6 protein-coding genes are annotated in these 17,856 nt (G+C 71.2%); 4 read left to right on the top strand and 2 right to left on the bottom strand.

What is annotated here, in order from left to right; genetic code table 11:
* Positions 1-78: 78 nt before the first annotated feature.
* The gene (locus tag ACTWJ5_RS16950) at positions 79-630 is read right to left on the bottom strand and encodes an RNA polymerase factor sigma-70 (RefSeq protein ID WP_444436146.1); all 552 of its coding nucleotides are present in this window, start codon (positions 628-630) and stop codon (positions 79-81) included.
* A gap of 299 nt (positions 631-929) precedes the next feature.
* Here ACTWJ5_RS16950 and ACTWJ5_RS16945 point away from each other — a divergent pair, with 299 nt between their 5' ends.
* The 4 genes from ACTWJ5_RS16945 (at position 930) to ACTWJ5_RS16930 (ending at position 16,788) form a co-directional block, all read left to right on the top strand.
* Positions 930-13,901 (top strand): non-ribosomal peptide synthase/polyketide synthase, encoded by a 12,972-nt coding sequence (locus tag ACTWJ5_RS16945; RefSeq protein ID WP_444436145.1) that lies wholly within the window; start codon positions 930-932, stop codon positions 13,899-13,901.
* Positions 13,902-14,132: 231 nt separating this feature from the next.
* Positions 14,133-15,551 (top strand): aspartate aminotransferase family protein, encoded by a 1,419-nt coding sequence (locus tag ACTWJ5_RS16940; RefSeq protein ID WP_444436143.1) that lies wholly within the window; start codon positions 14,133-14,135, stop codon positions 15,549-15,551.
* Positions 15,552-15,813: 262 nt separating this feature from the next.
* On the top strand, positions 15,814-16,032 hold the full coding sequence (locus ACTWJ5_RS16935) for an MbtH family protein (RefSeq protein ID WP_074985188.1): 219 nt from the start codon (positions 15,814-15,816) through the stop codon (positions 16,030-16,032).
* Entirely contained in the window at positions 16,033-16,788 is a 756-nt protein-coding gene (locus ACTWJ5_RS16930) for a thioesterase II family protein (RefSeq protein WP_074985185.1), read from the top strand.
* Positions 16,789-16,952: 164 nt separating this feature from the next.
* On the opposite strand, the gene ACTWJ5_RS16925 is transcribed toward ACTWJ5_RS16930, so the two are convergent.
* Positions 16,953-17,852 carry a metal ABC transporter solute-binding protein, Zn/Mn family gene (locus ACTWJ5_RS16925; protein ID WP_074985183.1) on the bottom strand — a complete coding sequence of 300 codons (900 nt, stop codon included), beginning with the start codon at positions 17,850-17,852 and terminating at the stop codon, positions 16,953-16,955.
* Between the last annotated feature and the right edge of the window lie 4 nt (positions 17,853-17,856).

The raw sequence follows: 17,856 nt of genomic DNA, 5'->3' as shown, positions 1-17,856 counted from the left end.
GGGAGTATGGGACGCGCCAGGGACGGCGGCCCCTTGCCCCGGCGATGCACGGCATCCGGCACCGGGGCGCAAGGGGCTTCAGGCGCGGCGGGCGGGCTGTTCGTCCTTGGCCACGCTGGCGCAGCAATGCAGCAGGGCATCGCGGATCATGAAATTGACCAGAGTCGGGGAAACCCCCAGCTCGCGGGCGATCTCCTTCTGCTGCACGCCGTGCAGGCGGTACATCTCGAAGGCGTAGCGGGTGCGCTCGGGCAGCTGGCTCAGGGCTTCGTCGATCTGCTCGAGGGTGTCGAAGTTGATGTGCAGGGTTTCCGGCGTGCCGCCGTAGGCCGCCTCGGCCTCCATCAGTTCCTGGGGCGCGCCGGTGTGGCGCTGCTCCAGCGCCTGCTTGCGGTAGTGGTCGATGGCCAGGTTGCGCACCACCTGGAACAGGTAGCTCATCTGCGCCTTCAGCGGAATGGAGGCGCCGGAGGCGTTCTGCAGGCGGAAGAAGGTGTCCTGCACCACGTCCTCGGCATGGGAACGGCAACCGAGGAAGCACGAGGCGAACTTGACCAGGATGGAGCGATTCTCGATGAAGGTCGCGACCAACGGCGAGGCATAACGGGAGGTGGGCAGTTCATCCAGCATGAGAATCACCTAGCGGCAGTGTGGGTGGGCAATTCGCTAGTCAGGTACGCATCCAGCGAGCCGAGCCGGAAAGTATTTGAAATGAGAATCATTGTCAACAATTGTAAATGAATGTTCTTCCAGGCCGGAAAGCCCCATGCAGACTGGCTTTGTGCCATCTGCGCGAGCTCGCCGGCCTAGCTGAGAACACTAATTATTTCGAATGATCGTCCGTACACCTCTGAGAGAACCGGCTGAAGGCCCAAGTGGGACTTTTCCGGTCGATGACCAGTCGCGGTGCACTCAGCAGGAAACACACAATGGACGCGTTCGAACATCCCATCTCCATGGCCCAGGCTCTGCGCGAGCGCGCCGGCGCCCAACCCGACCGGCTGGCCCTGCGCTTCCTGGCCGAAGACGGCGCCGGCGACGTGGTGCTCAGTTACGCCGAGCTGGACCGCCGCGCCCGCTGCATCGCCGCCGCGCTGCAGGCCCGGGCGGGGCAGGGCGAGCGCGCGGTGCTGCTGTTCCCCAGCGGCCCGGACTACGTCGCCGCCTTCTTCGGCTGCCTGTACGCCGGCATCGTCGCGGTGCCCGCCTACCCGCCGGAGTCGGCGCGCCGCCACCACCAGGAGCGCCTGCTGTCGATCATCGACGACTGCGCGCCGCGCCTGGTGCTGACCCAGGCCGAACTGCGCGGGGCGCTGCTGGAAGGCTGCCCGGCGCTGTCCGGCGCCGCCGCGCCGCAACTGCTGTGCGTCGACGAACTGGACCTGGCCGGCGCCGAGGCCTGGGTGGAGACTGAGGTCCGCCCCGAGCACATCGCCTTCCTGCAGTACACCTCCGGCTCCACCGCGCTGCCCAAGGGCGTGCAGGTCAGCCACGGCAACCTGGTGGCCAACGAGCGGCTGATCCGCGGCGGCTTCGGCATCGGCGCCGACGACGTGATCGTCAGCTGGCTGCCGCTGTACCACGACATGGGCCTGATCGGCGGCCTGCTGCAGCCGGTCTACAGCGGCGTGCCCTGCGTGCTGATGTCGCCGCGCTACTTCCTCGAACGCCCGTTGCGCTGGCTGGAAGCCATCAGCCAGCACGGCGGCACCGTCAGCGGCGGGCCGGACTTCGCCTATCGCCTGTGCACCGAGCGCGTCAGCGAATCGGCCCTGGCCGGCCTGGACCTGAGCCGCTGGCGCGTGGCCTTCTCCGGCTCCGAACCGATCCGCCAGGACAGCCTGGATAATTTCGCCGCCAAGTTCGCCGCCAGCCGCTTCGAGGCCTCCAGCTTCTTCGCCTGCTACGGCCTGGCCGAGGCCACCCTGTTCGTCAGCGGCGGCCAGCGCGGCCAGGGCATCGCCGCCCTGGGCGTGGACGAGGCGGCCCTGGCGCAGAACCGCATCGAAGCGGGCAGCGACAGCGTGCTCATGTGTTGCGGTCGCAGCCAGCCCGAGCATGCGGTAATGATCGTCGACGCCACCGATGGCGCCGTCCTGGGCGAGAACCAGGTGGGCGAGGTCTGGGCCGCCGGGCCGAGCATCGCCCACGGCTACTGGCACAACCCCGAGGCCACGGCCAAGGCCTTCGTCGAACGCGACGGCCGCACCTGGCTGCGCACCGGCGACCTGGGCTGCCTGCGCGACGGCGAGCTGTACGTCACCGGGCGCCTGAAGGACATGCTCATCATCCGCGGCCACAATCTCTACCCGCAGGACATCGAACGTGCCGTGGAAACCGAGGTGGACGCGGTGCGCAAGGGCCGCGTGGCCGCCTTCGCCGTGCAGGTCGATGGCGAGGAGGGCATCGGCATCGCCGCCGAGGTCGGCCGCGCGCTGCAGAAGCGCATCCCGGCCGACGCCCTGATCGACGCGATCCGCCAGGCGGTGGCCGAGGCCTGCCAGGAAGCACCGAAGGTGGTGGCGCTGCTCAACCCCGGCGCGCTGCCGCGCACCTCCAGCGGCAAGCTGCAACGCTCGGCCTGCCGCACGCGCCTGGCCGACGGCAGCCTGGACGCCTACGCCGTCTACCCCGGCCAGGCATCCCGGGCCGAAGCCGCGCCGGAGCAAGGCGCCGATGCCTTGCAGGCGCGCATCGCCGAACTCTGGCGCGAGCACCTGGGCGTCGAGCGCGTAGGCGCGGACGACAACTTCTTCCTGCTCGGCGGCAACTCCATCGCCGCCGCCCAGGTCATGGCCGCGTTGCGCGAGGCTTTGGGCGTCAACCTGAACCTGCGCCTGCTGTTCGAAGCGCCGAGCCTGGCCACCTTCAGCGCCGCCGTGGCCGCTCGCCTGGCCAATGGCGCCGCGGCGGAAGCGCCCATGGCCCAGCTGCCGCGCGGCGGCGACCTGCCGCAATCCGCGGCCCAGCGCCGCCTGTGGCTGAACTGGCAGATCGAACCCCGCGGCTGCGCCTACAACATCCCCGGCGGCCTGCTGCTGCGCGGCGAACTGGACGAAGACGCGGTCTACGGCAGCTTCGCCCGCCTGGTGCAGCGCCACGAATCGCTGCGCACGCGCTTCCTCGAACGCGACGGCCAGGCGCTGCAGCGCATCGAGCCGCGCGGCGAATTCCACTGGCAGGTGCTGCAACTGGACGCCAGCGAAGCCGAACAACGCCGCGAGGCCGAGGCCCGCGAGCCGTTCGACCTGGAGAAGGGCCCGCTGCTGCGGGTGAGCCTGGTGCGCCTGGACGACGACCTGCACCAGCTGTGGGTGACCCTGCACCACATCGTGGCCGACGGCTGGTCGCTGAACCTGCTGCTGGACGAATTCGCCCGCCTGTACGCCGAAGCGCAGGGCGGCCAGGCCGCCGAACTGGCGCCGCTGCCGGTCGGCTATGCCGAGTTCGCCAGCTGGCAGCGCCAGTGGCTGGAGGCGGGCGAGGGCGCCCGCCAACTGGCCTACTGGCGCGAACAGCTGGGCGAGGAAGCCCCGGTACTGGAACTGCCCACCGACCACCCGCGCGGCAACGCCGCCTCGCCGGCGGCGCGCCTGAGCCTGCGCCTGGACGACAAGCTCGGCCAGGCCCTGCGCGAAGCGGCCCAGGCCAACCAGGCCAGCGTCTTCATGTGGCTGCTGGCGGCCTTCCAGGCCCTGCTGCACCGCCACAGCGGGCAGGCCGACATCCGCGTCGGCGTGCCCAGCGCCAACCGCCAGCGCCAGGAAGTCCAGGGGCTGGTGGGCTTCTTCATCAACACCCTGGTGCTGCGCGCCACGCCTGCCCCGCGGCAGGCCTTCGGGCAACTGCTGGCCCAGGTGCGCGAAGCCACCCTGGGCGCCCAGGAACACCAGGACCTGCCCTTCGACAGCCTGCTGGAAGCCCTGCCGGGCCACGGCGGCCAGCCGTTCCAGGTGCTGTTCAACCACCAGCAGCGCGACCTTTCCGCCCTGCGCCGGCTGCCCGGCCTGCTGGCCGAGGAACTCCCTTGGCACAGCCGCGAGGCCAAGTTCGACCTGCAATTGCAGACCGAGGAAGACGCCCGCGGCCGTCTGCGCCTGAACTTCGACTACGCCGCCGAGCTGTTCGACGTGGCCAGCATCCAGCGCCTGGCCGACCAGTACGTGGCGCTGCTGCGCCAGGTGGTGGCACAACCGCAGCTGTGCCTGGGCGACATCGCCCTGGCGACGGACGCGGAACTGGCGCGCCTGGAACAGTGGGGCAGCGCGCCCTGCGAGCCGGCACGCGCCTGGCTGCCGGAGCAGTTGGAGCGTGCGCAGGCGGAATATGCCGAACGCGTGGCGCTGCAATGGGACGGCGGCGAACTCAGCCATGCCGAGCTGCACGCCCAGGCCAACCGCCTGGCCCACTACTTGCGCGACAAGGGCGTGGGCCCCGACGTGCCGGTGGCCATCTGCGCCGAACGCTCGCCGCAGCTGCTGGTGGGCCTGCTGGCCATCCTCAAGGCCGGCGGCGCCTACGTGCCGCTGGACGCGGACTACCCCGCCGAGCGCCTGGCCTACATGCTCGACGATTGCGGCGCCAGCCTGCTGCTGACCCAGTCCCACCTGCTGGAACGCCTGCCGAGCCTGGAAGGCGTCGCCACCCTGTGCTTCGACGGCCTCAAGCTGGACGGCTGGCCGAGCAGCGCGCCGGGCCTGCACCTGCACGGCGCCAACCTGGCCTACGTCATCTACACCTCCGGCTCCACCGGCCAGCCCAAGGGCGTAGGCAACACCCACGCCGCCCTGGCCGAACGCCTGCAATGGATGCAGGCCACCTACGCGCTGCAGGCCGACGACGTGCTGATGCAGAAGGCCCCGGTGAGCTTCGACGTCTCGGTGTGGGAATGCTTCTGGCCGCTGCTGGCGGGCTGCCGCCTGGTGCTGGCCGGCCCCGGCGAACACCGCGACCCGGCGCGCATCGCCCAACTGGTGCGGCAGTTCGGCGTGACCACGCTGCACTTCGTGCCGCCGTTGCTGCAACTGTTCATCGACGAGCCGGGCGTGGAGGAGTGCACCAGCCTGCGCCGCCTGTTCTCCGGCGGCGAGGCGCTGCCGGCGCAGCTGCGCGACCGCGTGCTGCAACGCCTGCCCGGCATGGCCCTGCACAACCGCTACGGCCCGACTGAAACCGCGATCAACGTCACCCACTGGCACTGTTCGCTGGAGGATGGCGCACGCTCGCCCATCGGCCGGCCGCTGGGCAACGTCATCTGCCGCGTCCTCGACAGCGAACTCAATCCGCTGCCGCCGGGCGCCGCCGGCGAGCTGTGCATCGGCGGCATCGGTCTGGCCCGCGGCTACCAGGGCCGCCCGGGGCTGAGCGCCGAACGCTTCGTCGCCGACCCGCTGGGCGCGCCCGGCGCACGGCTGTATCGCACCGGCGACCGCGCGCGCTGGAGCGAGCAGGGCGTGCTGGAATACCTCGGCCGCCAGGACGGCCAGGTGAAGCTGCGCGGCTTCCGCATCGAGCTGGACGAAATCCGCGCGCGCCTGCTGGCCCAGCCCGGCGTGGCCCAGGCCGTGGTGCTGATCCGCCAGGCCGGCAACCTCGGCAGCCAACTGCTGGGCTACTACACCGCGACCGCCGATGCCCCGGCCGAGGCCGAACACGGCCAGGCCCTGCGCACCGCGTTGCAGGCAGCGTTGCCGGAATACATGGTCCCGGCGCAACTCATGCGCCTGGCCAGCATGCCCCTGGGCCCCAGCGGCAAGCTGAACCTCAAGGCCCTGCCCGAACCGAGCGGGCAGCAGCGCGAGCACGTCGCTCCGCGCGACGAAGTGGAGCAGCGCCTGGCCGCCATCTGGAGCGAAGTGCTGGGCCTGCCGCAAGTGGGCCTGGACGACGACTTCTTCGAGCTGGGCGGGCACTCGCTGCTGGCCACCCGGATCGTCTCCCGCGCGCGCCAGGCCTTCGCCATCGAACTGCCGCTGCGCGAGCTGTTCGACGCCAGCCGCCTGGGCGCCTTCGCCGAGCGGGTACGCCAGCTGCGCGCCGCCGGCAGCCGCGACAGCCAGGGCGCGATCCGCCCGGTGGACCGCAGCCAGCGCGTGCCGCTGTCCTACTCGCAGCAGCGCATGTGGTTCCTCTGGCAACTGGAGCCGGACAGCCCGGCCTACAACGTCGGCGGCATGGCGCGGCTGCGCGGCGCGCTGGATGTGGACTGCTTCGAGCGCGCCCTGCAGGCCCTGGTGCAGCGCCACGAGACCCTGCGCACCCGCTTCCCCAGCGTCGACGGCGTGCCGCATCAGCAGGTGCAGGCGGACAGCGGCCTGCGCATGCAGCGCCTGGACTTCTCCCACCTCGACACCGACGCCCGCCAGCAGGCCCTGCAGCAACTGGCCGACGACGAGGCGCACAAGCCCTTCGACCTCGAGCAGGGCCCGCTGCTGCGGGTGTACATGGTCCGCCTGGCCGAGGACGAGCACTACCTGGTGGTGACCCTCCACCACATCGTCACCGAAGGCTGGGCCATGGACATCTTCGCCCGCGAGCTGAGCGCGCTCTACGAGGCCTTCCTGGCTGGCGGCGAATCGCCCCTGGCGCCGCTGCCGGTGCAATACCTGGACTACAGCGTGTGGCAGCGCGACTGGCTGGAAGCCGGCGAACGCCAGCGCCAGCTGGACTACTGGACCGCCCAGCTGGGCGACGAGCATCCGGTGCTGGAACTGCCCGGCGACCGCCTGCGGCCGCCGGTGCAGAGCCACCGCGGCGACCTCTACCGCTTCGACCTGGCGCCACAGCTGGCTGAGCGGGTGCGCCGCTTCAACGCCGGCAACGGTCTGACCCAGTTCATGACCATGACCGCCGCTCTGGCCGTGCTGCTGTACCGCTACAGCGGCCAGCAGGACCTGCGCATCGGCGCGCCGGTGGCCAACCGCATCCGCCCGGAGAGCGAAGGGCTGATCGGCGCCTTCCTCAACACCCAGGTGCTGCGCTGCCGCCTCGACGGGCAGATGAGCGTGGCCGGGCTGCTGGAGCAGGTGCGGCAGACGGTGATCGACGGCCAGTCGCACCAGGACCTGCCCTTCGACCACCTGGTGGAAGCCCTGCAGCCGCCGCGCAGCGCCGCCTACAACCCGCTGTTCCAGGTGATGTGCAACGTCCAGCGCTGGGAGTTCCAGCAGACCCGCCAACTGGCCGGGATGACCGTGGAGTACTGCGTCAACGACGCCCGCGCCACCAAGTTCGACCTCAACCTGGAAGTCACCGACCTCGACCAGCGCCTGGGCTGCTGCCTGACCTACAGCCGCGACCTCTTCGACGAGCCGCGCATCGCCCGCATGGCGCGCCACTGGCAGAACCTGCTGGCGGCGATGATCGCCGACCCGCAACAGCGCCTGGGCGAGCTGCCAATGCTGGATGCCGGCGAGCAGGACGCGCTGCTGACCTGCAGCGGGCCGCAACTGAGCGACACCCTGCACGGCCTGTTCGCCGCCCAGGCCGCGGCCACGCCGCAGGCCCCGGCGCTGACCTTCGCCGGCCAGAGCCTGAGCTACGCCGAACTGGACGCCCGCGCCAACCGCCTGGCGCGCCTGCTGCGCGAACGCGGCGTGGGCCCGGAAGTGCGCGTCGGCCTGGCCCTGGAACGCTCGCTGGAAATGGTCGTCGGCCTGCTGGCGATCCTCAAGGCCGGCGGCGCCTACGTGCCGCTGGACCCGGAATACCCGCTGGAGCGCCTGCACTACATGATCGAGGACAGCGGCGTGCGCCTGCTGCTCGGCCAGCCGGCGCTATTCGAGGCCCTGGGCGCGCTGCCCGAAGGCGTCGGCCGCTGCTGCCCGGTGGAGGAGGGCGCGGCCCTGGCGGCGCTGGACGACGGCCCGCTGCCGGCCTTCGCCCAGCCGCAGCACCTGGCCTACCTGATCTACACCTCCGGCTCCACCGGCAAGCCCAAGGGCGTGGCGGTGTGCCACGGCGAGATCGCCATGCACTGCCGCGCGGTGATCGAGCGCTTCGGCATGCGCGCCGACGACTGCGAGCTGCACTTCTATTCCATCAACTTTGACGCCGCCAGCGAGCGCCTGCTGACGCCGCTGCTGTGCGGCGCCCACGTGGTGCTGCGGGCCCAGGGCCAATGGGGCGCCGAGGACATCTGCCAGCTGATCGCCGAGCACCGGGTGAGCATCCTCGGCTTCACCCCCAGCTACGGCAGCCAACTGGCCCAGTGGCTGCAGACCCAGGGCCGGCAGCTGCCGGTGCGTCTGTGCATCACCGGCGGCGAGGCGCTGACCGCCGAGCACCTGCAACGCATCCGCCAGGCCTTCGCGCCGCGCTACTTCTTCAACGCCTACGGCCCCACCGAGACGGTGGTCATGCCCCTGGCGGCCCTGGCCCCGGAGCAGGTGGAAGCCGGCGCCGGCGTGCCCATCGGCAGCCTGGTGGGCGAGCGCAGCGCCTGCCTCCTTGACGCTGACCTGGCCCTGGTGCCCCAGGGCGCCGGCGGCGAGCTGTACGTCGGCGGCGCCGGCCTGGCCCGCGGTTACCACGAACGCCCGGCGCTGACCGCCGAACGCTTCGTGCCCGACCCCTTCGGCGCGCCCGGCGGGCGCCTGTACCGCACCGGCGACCGCGTGCGCCAGCGCGCCGACGGCCAGGTGGAATACCTCGGGCGCATCGACCAGCAGGTGAAGATCCGCGGCTTCCGCATCGAGCTGGGCGAGATCGAGGCGCGCCTGCAGGAACACCCGCAGGTGCGCGAGGCCGCCGTGCTGGCCATCGACGGGCCGAGCGGCAAGCAACTGGTGGGCTACGTGGGCTGCGCAGAGGCGGGCGCCGACGAGGCGGCCCAGGCCGACCTGCGCGAGGCGCTCAAGGTGCACCTCAAGCAGCAACTGCCGGACTACATGGTGCCGGCGCACCTGGTGCTGCTGGAGGGCCTGCCGCTGACCGCCAACGGCAAGCTCGACCGCCGCGCGCTGCCGGCGCCGGATGCCAGCCTCGGCCAGCGCGCCTACGAGGCCCCGCGCAGCGAGCTGGAACGCCAGCTGGCGGCGGTCTGGGGCGAGGTGCTGAACGTCGCCCAGGTCGGCCTGGACGACAACTTCTTCGAACTGGGCGGCGACTCCATCCTCTCCATCCAGGTGGTCAGCCGCGCCCGCCAGCAGGGCATCCAGTTCAGCCCGCGCGACCTGTTCCAGCACCAGAGCGTGCGCAGCCTGGCCGGCGTTGCCCGCAGCGCCGGCGCCAGCCTCGCCGAGCAGGGCGAAGTGCAGGGCGAGAGCGCGCTGACGCCGATCCAGCAGTGGTTCTTCGAACTGCCCCTGGAGAACCGCGCGCACTGGAACCAGTCGCTGCTGCTGGAGCCGCGCCAGGCGCTGGACGCCGAGCTGCTGCGCCAGGCCCTGCTGCAACTGATCAAGCACCACGACGCCCTGCGCCTGACGTTCCGCCAGGAGGACGGCCGCTGGCACGCCGAACACCGGGCCGCGGACGATGGCGCCTGGCTGCTCTGGCAGGCGCAGGTGGCGAGCTTCGACGACTGCGCCGAAGTGTTCGAGCGCGCCCAGCGCAGCCTGGCCCTGGACGGCCCGCTGCTGCGCGCGGTGCTGGTGGACGGCCCCGGCGCCCAGCGCCTGCTGCTGGCGATCCACCACCTGGTGGTGGACGGCGTGTCCTGGCGCGTGCTGCTGGAAGACCTGCAGCAGGCCTACCGCCAACTCGCCGCCGGCGAGGCCGTGCAACTGCCGGCCAAGACCAGTGCCTTCCGCGACTGGACCGCGCGCCTGCAGGCCTACGCCGGCAGCGAGCCGCTGCGCGAGGAACTGCACTGGTGGCGCGGCCAGCTGGACGGCGCCCCCGGCGCCTGGTTCTGCGACAACCCGCAAGGCCGCAACGACGAGGCCCTGGCCCGCAGCCTGAGCCTGCGCCTGGACCGCGAGCACACCCGCCAGCTGCTGCAACAGGCGCCGGCGGCCTACCGCACCCAGGTCAACGACCTGCTGCTGACTGCCCTGGCCCGCGTGCTCTGCCGCGTCAGCGGCGAGGCCTCGGTGCTGGTGCAGCTGGAAGGCCACGGCCGCGAGGCGCTGTTCGACGACATCGACCTCAGCCGCACGGTCGGCTGGTTCACCAGCGCCTTCCCGCTGCGCCTGGCGCCCGCCGGTGAACCGGGCGAGGCGGGGTTGGCGGCGTCGATCAAGGCGATCAAGGAACAGCTGCGCGCCGTGCCGCACAAGGGCCTGGGCCACGGCGTGCTGCGCCACCTGGGCGACGAGGCCGGGCGCCGCGCCCTGGCCGCGCTGCCGCAGCCGCGCATCACCTTCAACTACCTGGGCCAGTTCGACCAGAGCTTCACCGACGACGCCCTGTTCCACCCGCTGGACGAGCCCACCGGGGCCATCCACGACGCCGCCGCGCCGCTGCCCAACGAGCTGAGCGTGGACGGCCAGGTCTACGGCGGCGAACTGGTGCTGCGCTGGACCTACAGCGCCGAGCGCTACGAAGAGCAGACCATCGCCGAGCTGGCCAACGCTTACCGCGACGAACTGCAGGCGCTGATCGCCCACTGCCTGGACGACAAGGCCGGCGGCCTGACGCCTTCCGACTTCCCCCTGGCGCGCCTGAGCCAGGCGCAGCTGGACGCCCTGGCGGTGCCGGCGGCGCAGATCGACGACGTCTACCCGCTGACGCCCATGCAGGAAGGCCTGCTGCTGCACACCCTGCTGGAGCCGGGCACCGGCATCTACTACATGCAGGACCGCTACCGCATCGACAGCGAGCTGGACCGCGAACGCTTCGCCGCCGCCTGGCAGGCCGTGGTGGCGCGCCACGAGGCGCTGCGCGCGTCCTTCTCGTGGAACGCCGGCGAGGCCATGCTGCAGGTGATCCACAAGCCCGGCCGGCTGCGCATCGAGTTCCTAGACTGGAGCGAACTGCCTGCCGACGGCCACGAGGAACGCCTGCAGGCCCTGCACAAACAGGAGCGCGAGGCGGGTTTCGACCTGCTTGAGGAGCCGCCCTTCCACCTGCGCCTGATCCGCCTGGGCGCGGCGCGCTACTGGTTCATGATGAGCAACCACCACATCCTCATCGACGCCTGGTGCCGCGGCCTGCTGATGAGCGACTTCTTCGAGATCTACGCCGCCCTGGGCGAGGGCTGCGCGCCGCAACTGCCGGCCGCGCCGCGCTACCGCGACTACATCGCCTGGCTGCAGCGCCAGGACCTGGAGCATTCGCGCCGCTGGTGGCAGCAGAACCTGAACGGCTTCGAGCGCGCGACCTACATCCCCAGCGACCGGCCGATCCTCCACGAGCGCGCCGGGGAAAGCGGCGGGATGATCGTCGGCGACCGCTACACCCGCCTGGACGCCTCCGACGGCGCGCGCCTGCGTGAACTGGCGCAGCGCTACCAGCTCACCGTCAACACCTTCGCCCAGGCGGCCTGGGCCCTGGTGCTGCGGCGCTACAGCGGCGAGCGCGACCTGCTGTTCGGCGTCACCGTGGCCGGGCGCCCGGTGGGCCTGCCGCAGATGCAGCGCACCGTGGGGCTGTTCATCAACAGCATCCCGCTGCGCGTGCAGTTGCCGGCGCCCGGCGCGCGGCAGACGGTGCGCGACTGGCTGACCGGGCTGTTCGAACGCAACCTGGAACTGCGCGAGCACGAGCACCTGCCGCTGGTGAGCATCCAGGAAGCCAGCGAACTGCCCAAGGGCCAGCCGCTGTTCGACAGCCTCTTCGTGTTCGAGAACGCCCCGGTGGAAGTGGCGGTGCTGGACCGCGCGCAGAGCCTGAAGGCCAGCTCCGATTCCGGGCGCACCCACACCAACTTCCCGCTCACCGTGGTCTGCTACCCCGGCGACGACCTGGGCCTGCACCTGTCCTACGACCAACGCTACTTCGAGGCGCCGACCATCGAGCGCCTGCTCGGCGAGTTCAAGCGCCTGCTGCTGGCCCTGGCCGACGGCTTCCATGGCGACGTGGCCGAGTTGCCGCTGCTGGGGGCCGAGGAACGGCGCTTCCTGCTGGAAGACTGCAACCGCAGCGAGCACGCCTACCCGCTGGAGCAGGGCTACGTGCGCCTGTTCGAAACGCGGGTGGCCGCGCACCCGCAGCGCATCGCCGCCAGCTGCCTGGACCAGCAGTGGAGCTACGCCGAGCTGAACCGCCGCGCCAACCGCCTGGGCCACGCGCTGCTGGCCGCCGGCGTCGGCTTCGACCAGCCGGTGGCCCTGCTCGGCGAACGCGGCCTGGACCTGCTGGGCATGATCGTCGGCAGCTTCAAGGCCGGCGCCGGCTACCTGCCGCTGGACCCGGCGCACCCGACGCAGCGCCTGACGCGCATCCTCGAACTCAGCCGCACGCCGGTGCTGGTGTGCAGCGCCGCCTGCCACGAACAGGCCCTGGCGCTGCTCGCCGAGCTGGGCTGCGGCGGCCGCCCGCGTTTGCTGGTGTGGGACGAGGTGCAGCACGGCGCGGCCGCCGAGCACGACCCGCAGCGCTACAGCGGGCCGCGCAACCTGGCCTACGTGATCTACACCTCCGGCTCCACCGGCCTGCCCAAGGGCGTGATGGTGGAACAGGCCGGCATGCTCAACAACCAGCTGAGCAAGGTGCCGTACCTGCAGCTGGGCGAGGGCGACGTGATCGCCCAGACCGCCTCGCAGAGCTTCGACATCTCGGTCTGGCAGTTCCTCGCCGCGCCGCTGTTCGGCGGCCGCGTGGCCATAGTGCCGAACGCCATCGCCCAGGACCCGCAGGCCCTGCTGGAACACGCGGTGGAGCAGGGCGTGAGCGTGCTGGAAAGCGTGCCCTCGCTGATCCAGGGCATGCTGGCCGAGGAACACAAGGCATTGCCCGGCCTGCGCTGGATGCTGCCCACCGGCGAGGCCATGCCGCCGGAACTGGCGCGGCACTGGCTGCAACGCTACCCGCAGGTGGGCCTGGTCAACGCCTACGGCCCGGCGGAGTGCTCGGACGACGTGGCCTTCTTCCGCGTCGACGCGGCCTCCACCGAGGCCACCTACCTGCCCATCGGCAGCCCCACCGACAACAACCAGCTGTACCTGCTGGATGCCGAAGGCGACTTCGAGCTGGTACCGCTGGGCGCGGTGGGCGAGCTGTGCGTGGCCGGCACCGGCGTCGGCCGCGGCTACGTCGGCGACCCGCTGCGCACGGCCCAGGCCTTCGTCCCGCATCCCTTCGGGGCGCCGGGCGAGCGCCTGTACCGCACCGGCGACCTGGCGCGGCGCCGCGCCGACGGTGTGCTGGAGTACGTCGGGCGCGTCGACCACCAGGTGAAGATCCGCGGCTTCCGCATCGAGCTGGGCGAGATCGAGGCGCGCCTGCACGAGCTGCCGGAGGTGCGCGAGGCCGCCGTGGCGGTGCAGGAAAGCGCCACCGGCAAGTACCTGGTCGGCTACCTGGTGCCCGCTGCGACGGTAGTAGAGGAGGGCGCCTGGCTCGAACAGGTGCGCCAGCACCTGCGCGCCGACCTGCCGGACTACATGGTGCCGCTGCACTGGCAGGTGCTGGCGCGCATGCCGCTCAACGCCAACGGCAAGCTCGACCGCAAGGCCCTGCCGGCGCTGGACATCGGCCAGGCCCTGGCGCACGCCTACCAGGCGCCGCGCACGGAGCTGGAGGCCACCCTGGCGCAGATCTGGGCCGAGGTGCTCAAGGTCGAGCGCGTCGGCGTGCTGGACAACTTCTTCGAACTGGGCGGGCACTCGCTGCTGGCCACGCAGATCGCCTCGCGGGTGCAGAAGGCCCTGCAACGCAACGTGCCGCTGCGGGCCATGTTCGAGTGCAGCACGGTGGAGGAACTGGCCGGCTACATCGAGGCCCAGGCCGCCAGCGCCATCGACGAGCGCAAGGCGGCGCGCCTGGACGACCTGATGTCGCAGCTGGAAATGCTCTAGCCCGGCACTTCCCGCGGGGCCGCCGAGGCCCCGCGGGGGGATCGCGAAACACCCGCAGCCCACGCGCGGTTCGCCGCGCGCAGGCCGCCCCGCGCCCGCGGAAAGGGCGCCGGGGCAGGGCGCGGCCGGCAGTAAATCCCGAGCGCCGCGCTGCGTTATCCACTACAGCCGCTCCGCCATCGCGGGGCACCCGTCAACCGTGGCACACCACCACGTCTCGAGGTTGAAGACATGCAAGTCGCTACCAGCGTCATCGATGACCAGCCTGCCCATGCCGAACCGGCCGCGGGCGAAACTCTCTACGAATTCACCGAGTCGCCGCTGCTGGCGCGCCAGCGCCACCAGGAATCCAACGCGCGCAGCTACCCGCGGCGCATCCCCCTGGCGCTGAAGAAGGCCCGCGGGCTGTACGTCGAGGACGTCGAGGGCCGCCGCTTCATCGACTGCCTGGCCGGCGCCGGCACCCTGGCCCTGGGCCACAACCACCCGGTGGTGATCGAGGCGATCCAGCAGGTGCTGGCCGACGAACTGCCGCTGCACACCCTGGACCTGACCACTCCGGTGAAGGACGCCTTCGTCCAGGACCTGTTCGGCCTGCTGCCGGCGCAACTGGCGCGCGAGGCGAAGATCCAGTTCTGCGGGCCCACCGGCGCCGACGCCGCGGAAGCCGCGCTCAAGCTGGTGCGCACCGCCACCGGGCGCAGCACCGTGCTGTCGTTCCAGGGCGGCTACCACGGCATGACCCAGGGCGCCCTGGGGCTGATGGGCAACCTGGGGCCGAAGAAGGCCCTGGGCGCGGTGCTGGGCAACGGCGTGCAGTTCCTGCCGTACCCCTACGACTACCGCTGCCCCTTCGGCCTCGGCGGCGAGGCCGGGGTGCGCGCCAACCTGCACTACCTGGAGAGCGTGCTGAACGACCCGGAAAGCGGCGTGCCGCTGCCGGCGGCGGTGGTGGTGGAAGTGGTGCAGGGCGAGGGCGGCGTGGTGCCCGCCGACCTGCAGTGGCTGCGCGGCCTGCGACGCATCACCGAGAAGGCCGGGGTGGCGCTGGTGATCGACGAGATCCAGACCGGCTTCGGCCGCACCGGGCGCATGTTCGCCTTCGAGCACGCCGGCATCGTCCCCGACGTGGTGCTGCTGTCCAAGGCCATCGGCGGCAGCCTGCCGCTGGCGGTGGTGGTCTACCGCGACTGGCTGGACACCTGGCAGCCCGGCGCCCACGCCGGCACCTTCCGCGGCAACCAGATGGCCATGGCCGCCGGCTCCGCGGTGATGCGCTACCTGAAGGAGCACGATGTGCCCGGCCATGCCGCGGCCATGGGCGAGCGCCTGGCCGAGCACCTGCGCATCCTCCAGCGCAGCTACCCGCAGCTGGGCGACATCCGCGGCCGCGGGCTGATGCTCGGGGTGGAAGTGGTCGACGCCGAAGGTGCCGCCGACAGCCTCGGCCACCCGCCGGCCAACCCCGCGCTGGCCTCGCGCATCCAGCGCGAATGCTTGCGCCGCGGGCTGATCCTCGAACTGGGCGGCCGCCACGGTGCGGTGGTGCGCTTCCTGCCGCCGCTGATCATCAGCGCCGAACAGATCGACGAAGTGGCCCGCCGCTTCGCCCGCGCGCTGGCTGCGGCGGTGCCTGCCGGCAAATTGTAGGAGCGGGCCCTGCCCGCGAAATCGCGCGCAGGGCGCGCTCCTACAGGTAGAGCTGGAGGTGGGCATGCTGTAGGAGCGGATCTCATCCGCGAACCGAGCCGGAACCTCCGGCTTTCGCGGACAAGGTCCGCTCCATACCGGTGCGCACGGCTCGCTCCTACGAAGACGAAGAGCTTCACCACCTAATTTTCCCTCTACCCACTTCGTTAACCCATAGCGGCCACCCTCGGGGCGGCCGGCCCATCCAGTTGAGGAAAGCGCAATGACTTCTGTATTCGACCGCGAAGACATCCCATTCGAAGTGGTGGTGAACCACGAGGAGCAATACTCCATCTGGCCGCAGTACAAGGAAATCCCCGCCGGCTGGCGCGCCGTGGGCAAGAGCGGGCTGAAGAAGGACTGCCTGGCCTACATCGAGCAGGTCTGGACCGACATGCGCCCGCTGAGCCTGCGCCAGCACATGGACAAGGCGGCCAACTGAATGGCCGTGAGGTTGTTCTGCCTGCCTTATTCGGGGGCCAGTGCCATGACCTACAGCCGCTGGCGGCGCAAACTGCCAGCCTGGCTGGCGTTGCGCCCAGTGGAGTTGCCCGGGCGCGGCATGCGTATGGCCGAGCCGCTGCAGATCGACCTCGGCCGCCTGGCCCGGCAACTGGCACGTGAGCTTCACGCGGAGGTGCGTCAGGAACCCTACGCGCTGTTCGGCCACAGCCTGGGCGCGCTACTGGCCTGCGAGATCGCCTATGCCCTGCGCGAGTTGGGTTGTCCGACACCGCTGGGGTTGTTCGCTTCGGGTACCGCGGCGCCGTCGCGGCGCGCGGAGTACGACCGCGGTTTCGCCGAGCCGAAGAGTGACGCCGAGCTGATCGCCGAGTTGCGTGACCTGCAGGGCACCCCGGAAGAGGTGCTGGCCAACCAGGAACTGATGAGCCTGACGCTACCGATCCTGCGCGCTGACTTCCTGCTCTGCGGCAGCTACCGCTACCAGCGCCGTGCGCCTCTGGCCTGCCCGCTGCGGGCGCTCGCCGGACGTGCCGACAAGGCCAGCCAGGAGCAGTTGCTGGCCTGGGGCGAGGAAACCCGCGCGGGCTTCGAGCTGCAGTGGTTCGACGGTGGGCACTTCTTCCTCCACGAGCGTGAGACCGAAGTACTTGCTCACCTGGAGACCCAGTTGCACGAACTGCGCGCCGGCAACGGCGGCGTGCTGCTGCAGGCCAGCGCCGCGGCGATCGGCTGAAACCCGCGCCGGCCCTTGACGACGCCGTTGCTCCGGAGAAGGAGCAACGGCGTTTTTCCTTGTGTCACGCCCTTCGCAGGAACCAGGAGCATGCCCGGTTCCTGCTCATGGACAGAATGCGCTACGGGCTGGCTCGCGAACAGACGGGCCGCCGTGGGCGTGGCTCAGCCGTTGGCCGCTGCCAGCGCCTCGACGATCCGCCCGAGGTCTTCCGCCACCGCCTGCACCGGGTCGGCCGCGTCGCTGTCGATCACCAGCAGCCGCGCGCCGCTGGCGCCGATGGCCTCGACCAGGGGCTTGGGTGGTTCGCGGTGGTGTACCACCAAGGCGACGTCCTGGGCCTTGAGTTCCTCGACGAAGGCCTGGATGCGCGCCTCGTCCCAGGCGTCGTCGGCCGGCAGCGGCAGTTCCAGCGGGTCGAGGTTGAGGCCGTCGAGCAGGTAGCCCAGGCGTTCGGAGAGGCTGACCACAGTGAGGTTCGGCAGCTGCGCCAGCCGTGCTTCCTGGCGCGCGCTGGCGTCCAGCAGTTGGCGTTTGAGCGCAGCCAGGTTGGCCTGGATGCGCGGCCGCACGGCCGGCGCCAGGCGCTCCAGGTCGGCGCCGAGCACGTCGGCCATGCGCCCGAGGTTGGTCGGGTTGAGCCAGGGGTAAGCGTGGATGTCGCTGCCCGGGCGCAGGGCGACGCCCGGCAGGGCGCCGTCCAGCGGGCGCGCGGCATCGATCTCGACAATGCGGATGTTGCTGCGCCGGGCCAGCGGGTAGAGCGGGTCCTCTGTCCATAGCGAGCGCAGGTCGATCACCGCGTCGGCCTGTCCGGCCGCCCTGGCCAGCGCCGCCGCGCCACGGCCACCGAAATAGGCGGCCTGGCGGCTGGCGGGGAGGTTCTCCGGGGCGATGAGCTGCAGGCGTACCTCGGTGCCGGCCAGCAGGCGCTCGGCCAGCGAGTAGGTCACCGGCAGGCTGGCCAGCACACTGGGCGGTGCCGCCTCGGCAGCCAGGGCGGCCGGCAGCGGGGCACCGGCGAGTGCCAGGAGGAGGACGAGGGCATGCGGTCTGAACGTCATGGAG

It is taken from the genome of Pseudomonas sp. A6 (assembly GCF_052367875.1).
GTDB lineage: Bacteria > Pseudomonadota > Gammaproteobacteria > Pseudomonadales > Pseudomonadaceae > Pseudomonas > Pseudomonas citronellolis.
This window is presented reverse-complemented; position numbering and strand designations above follow the sequence as displayed.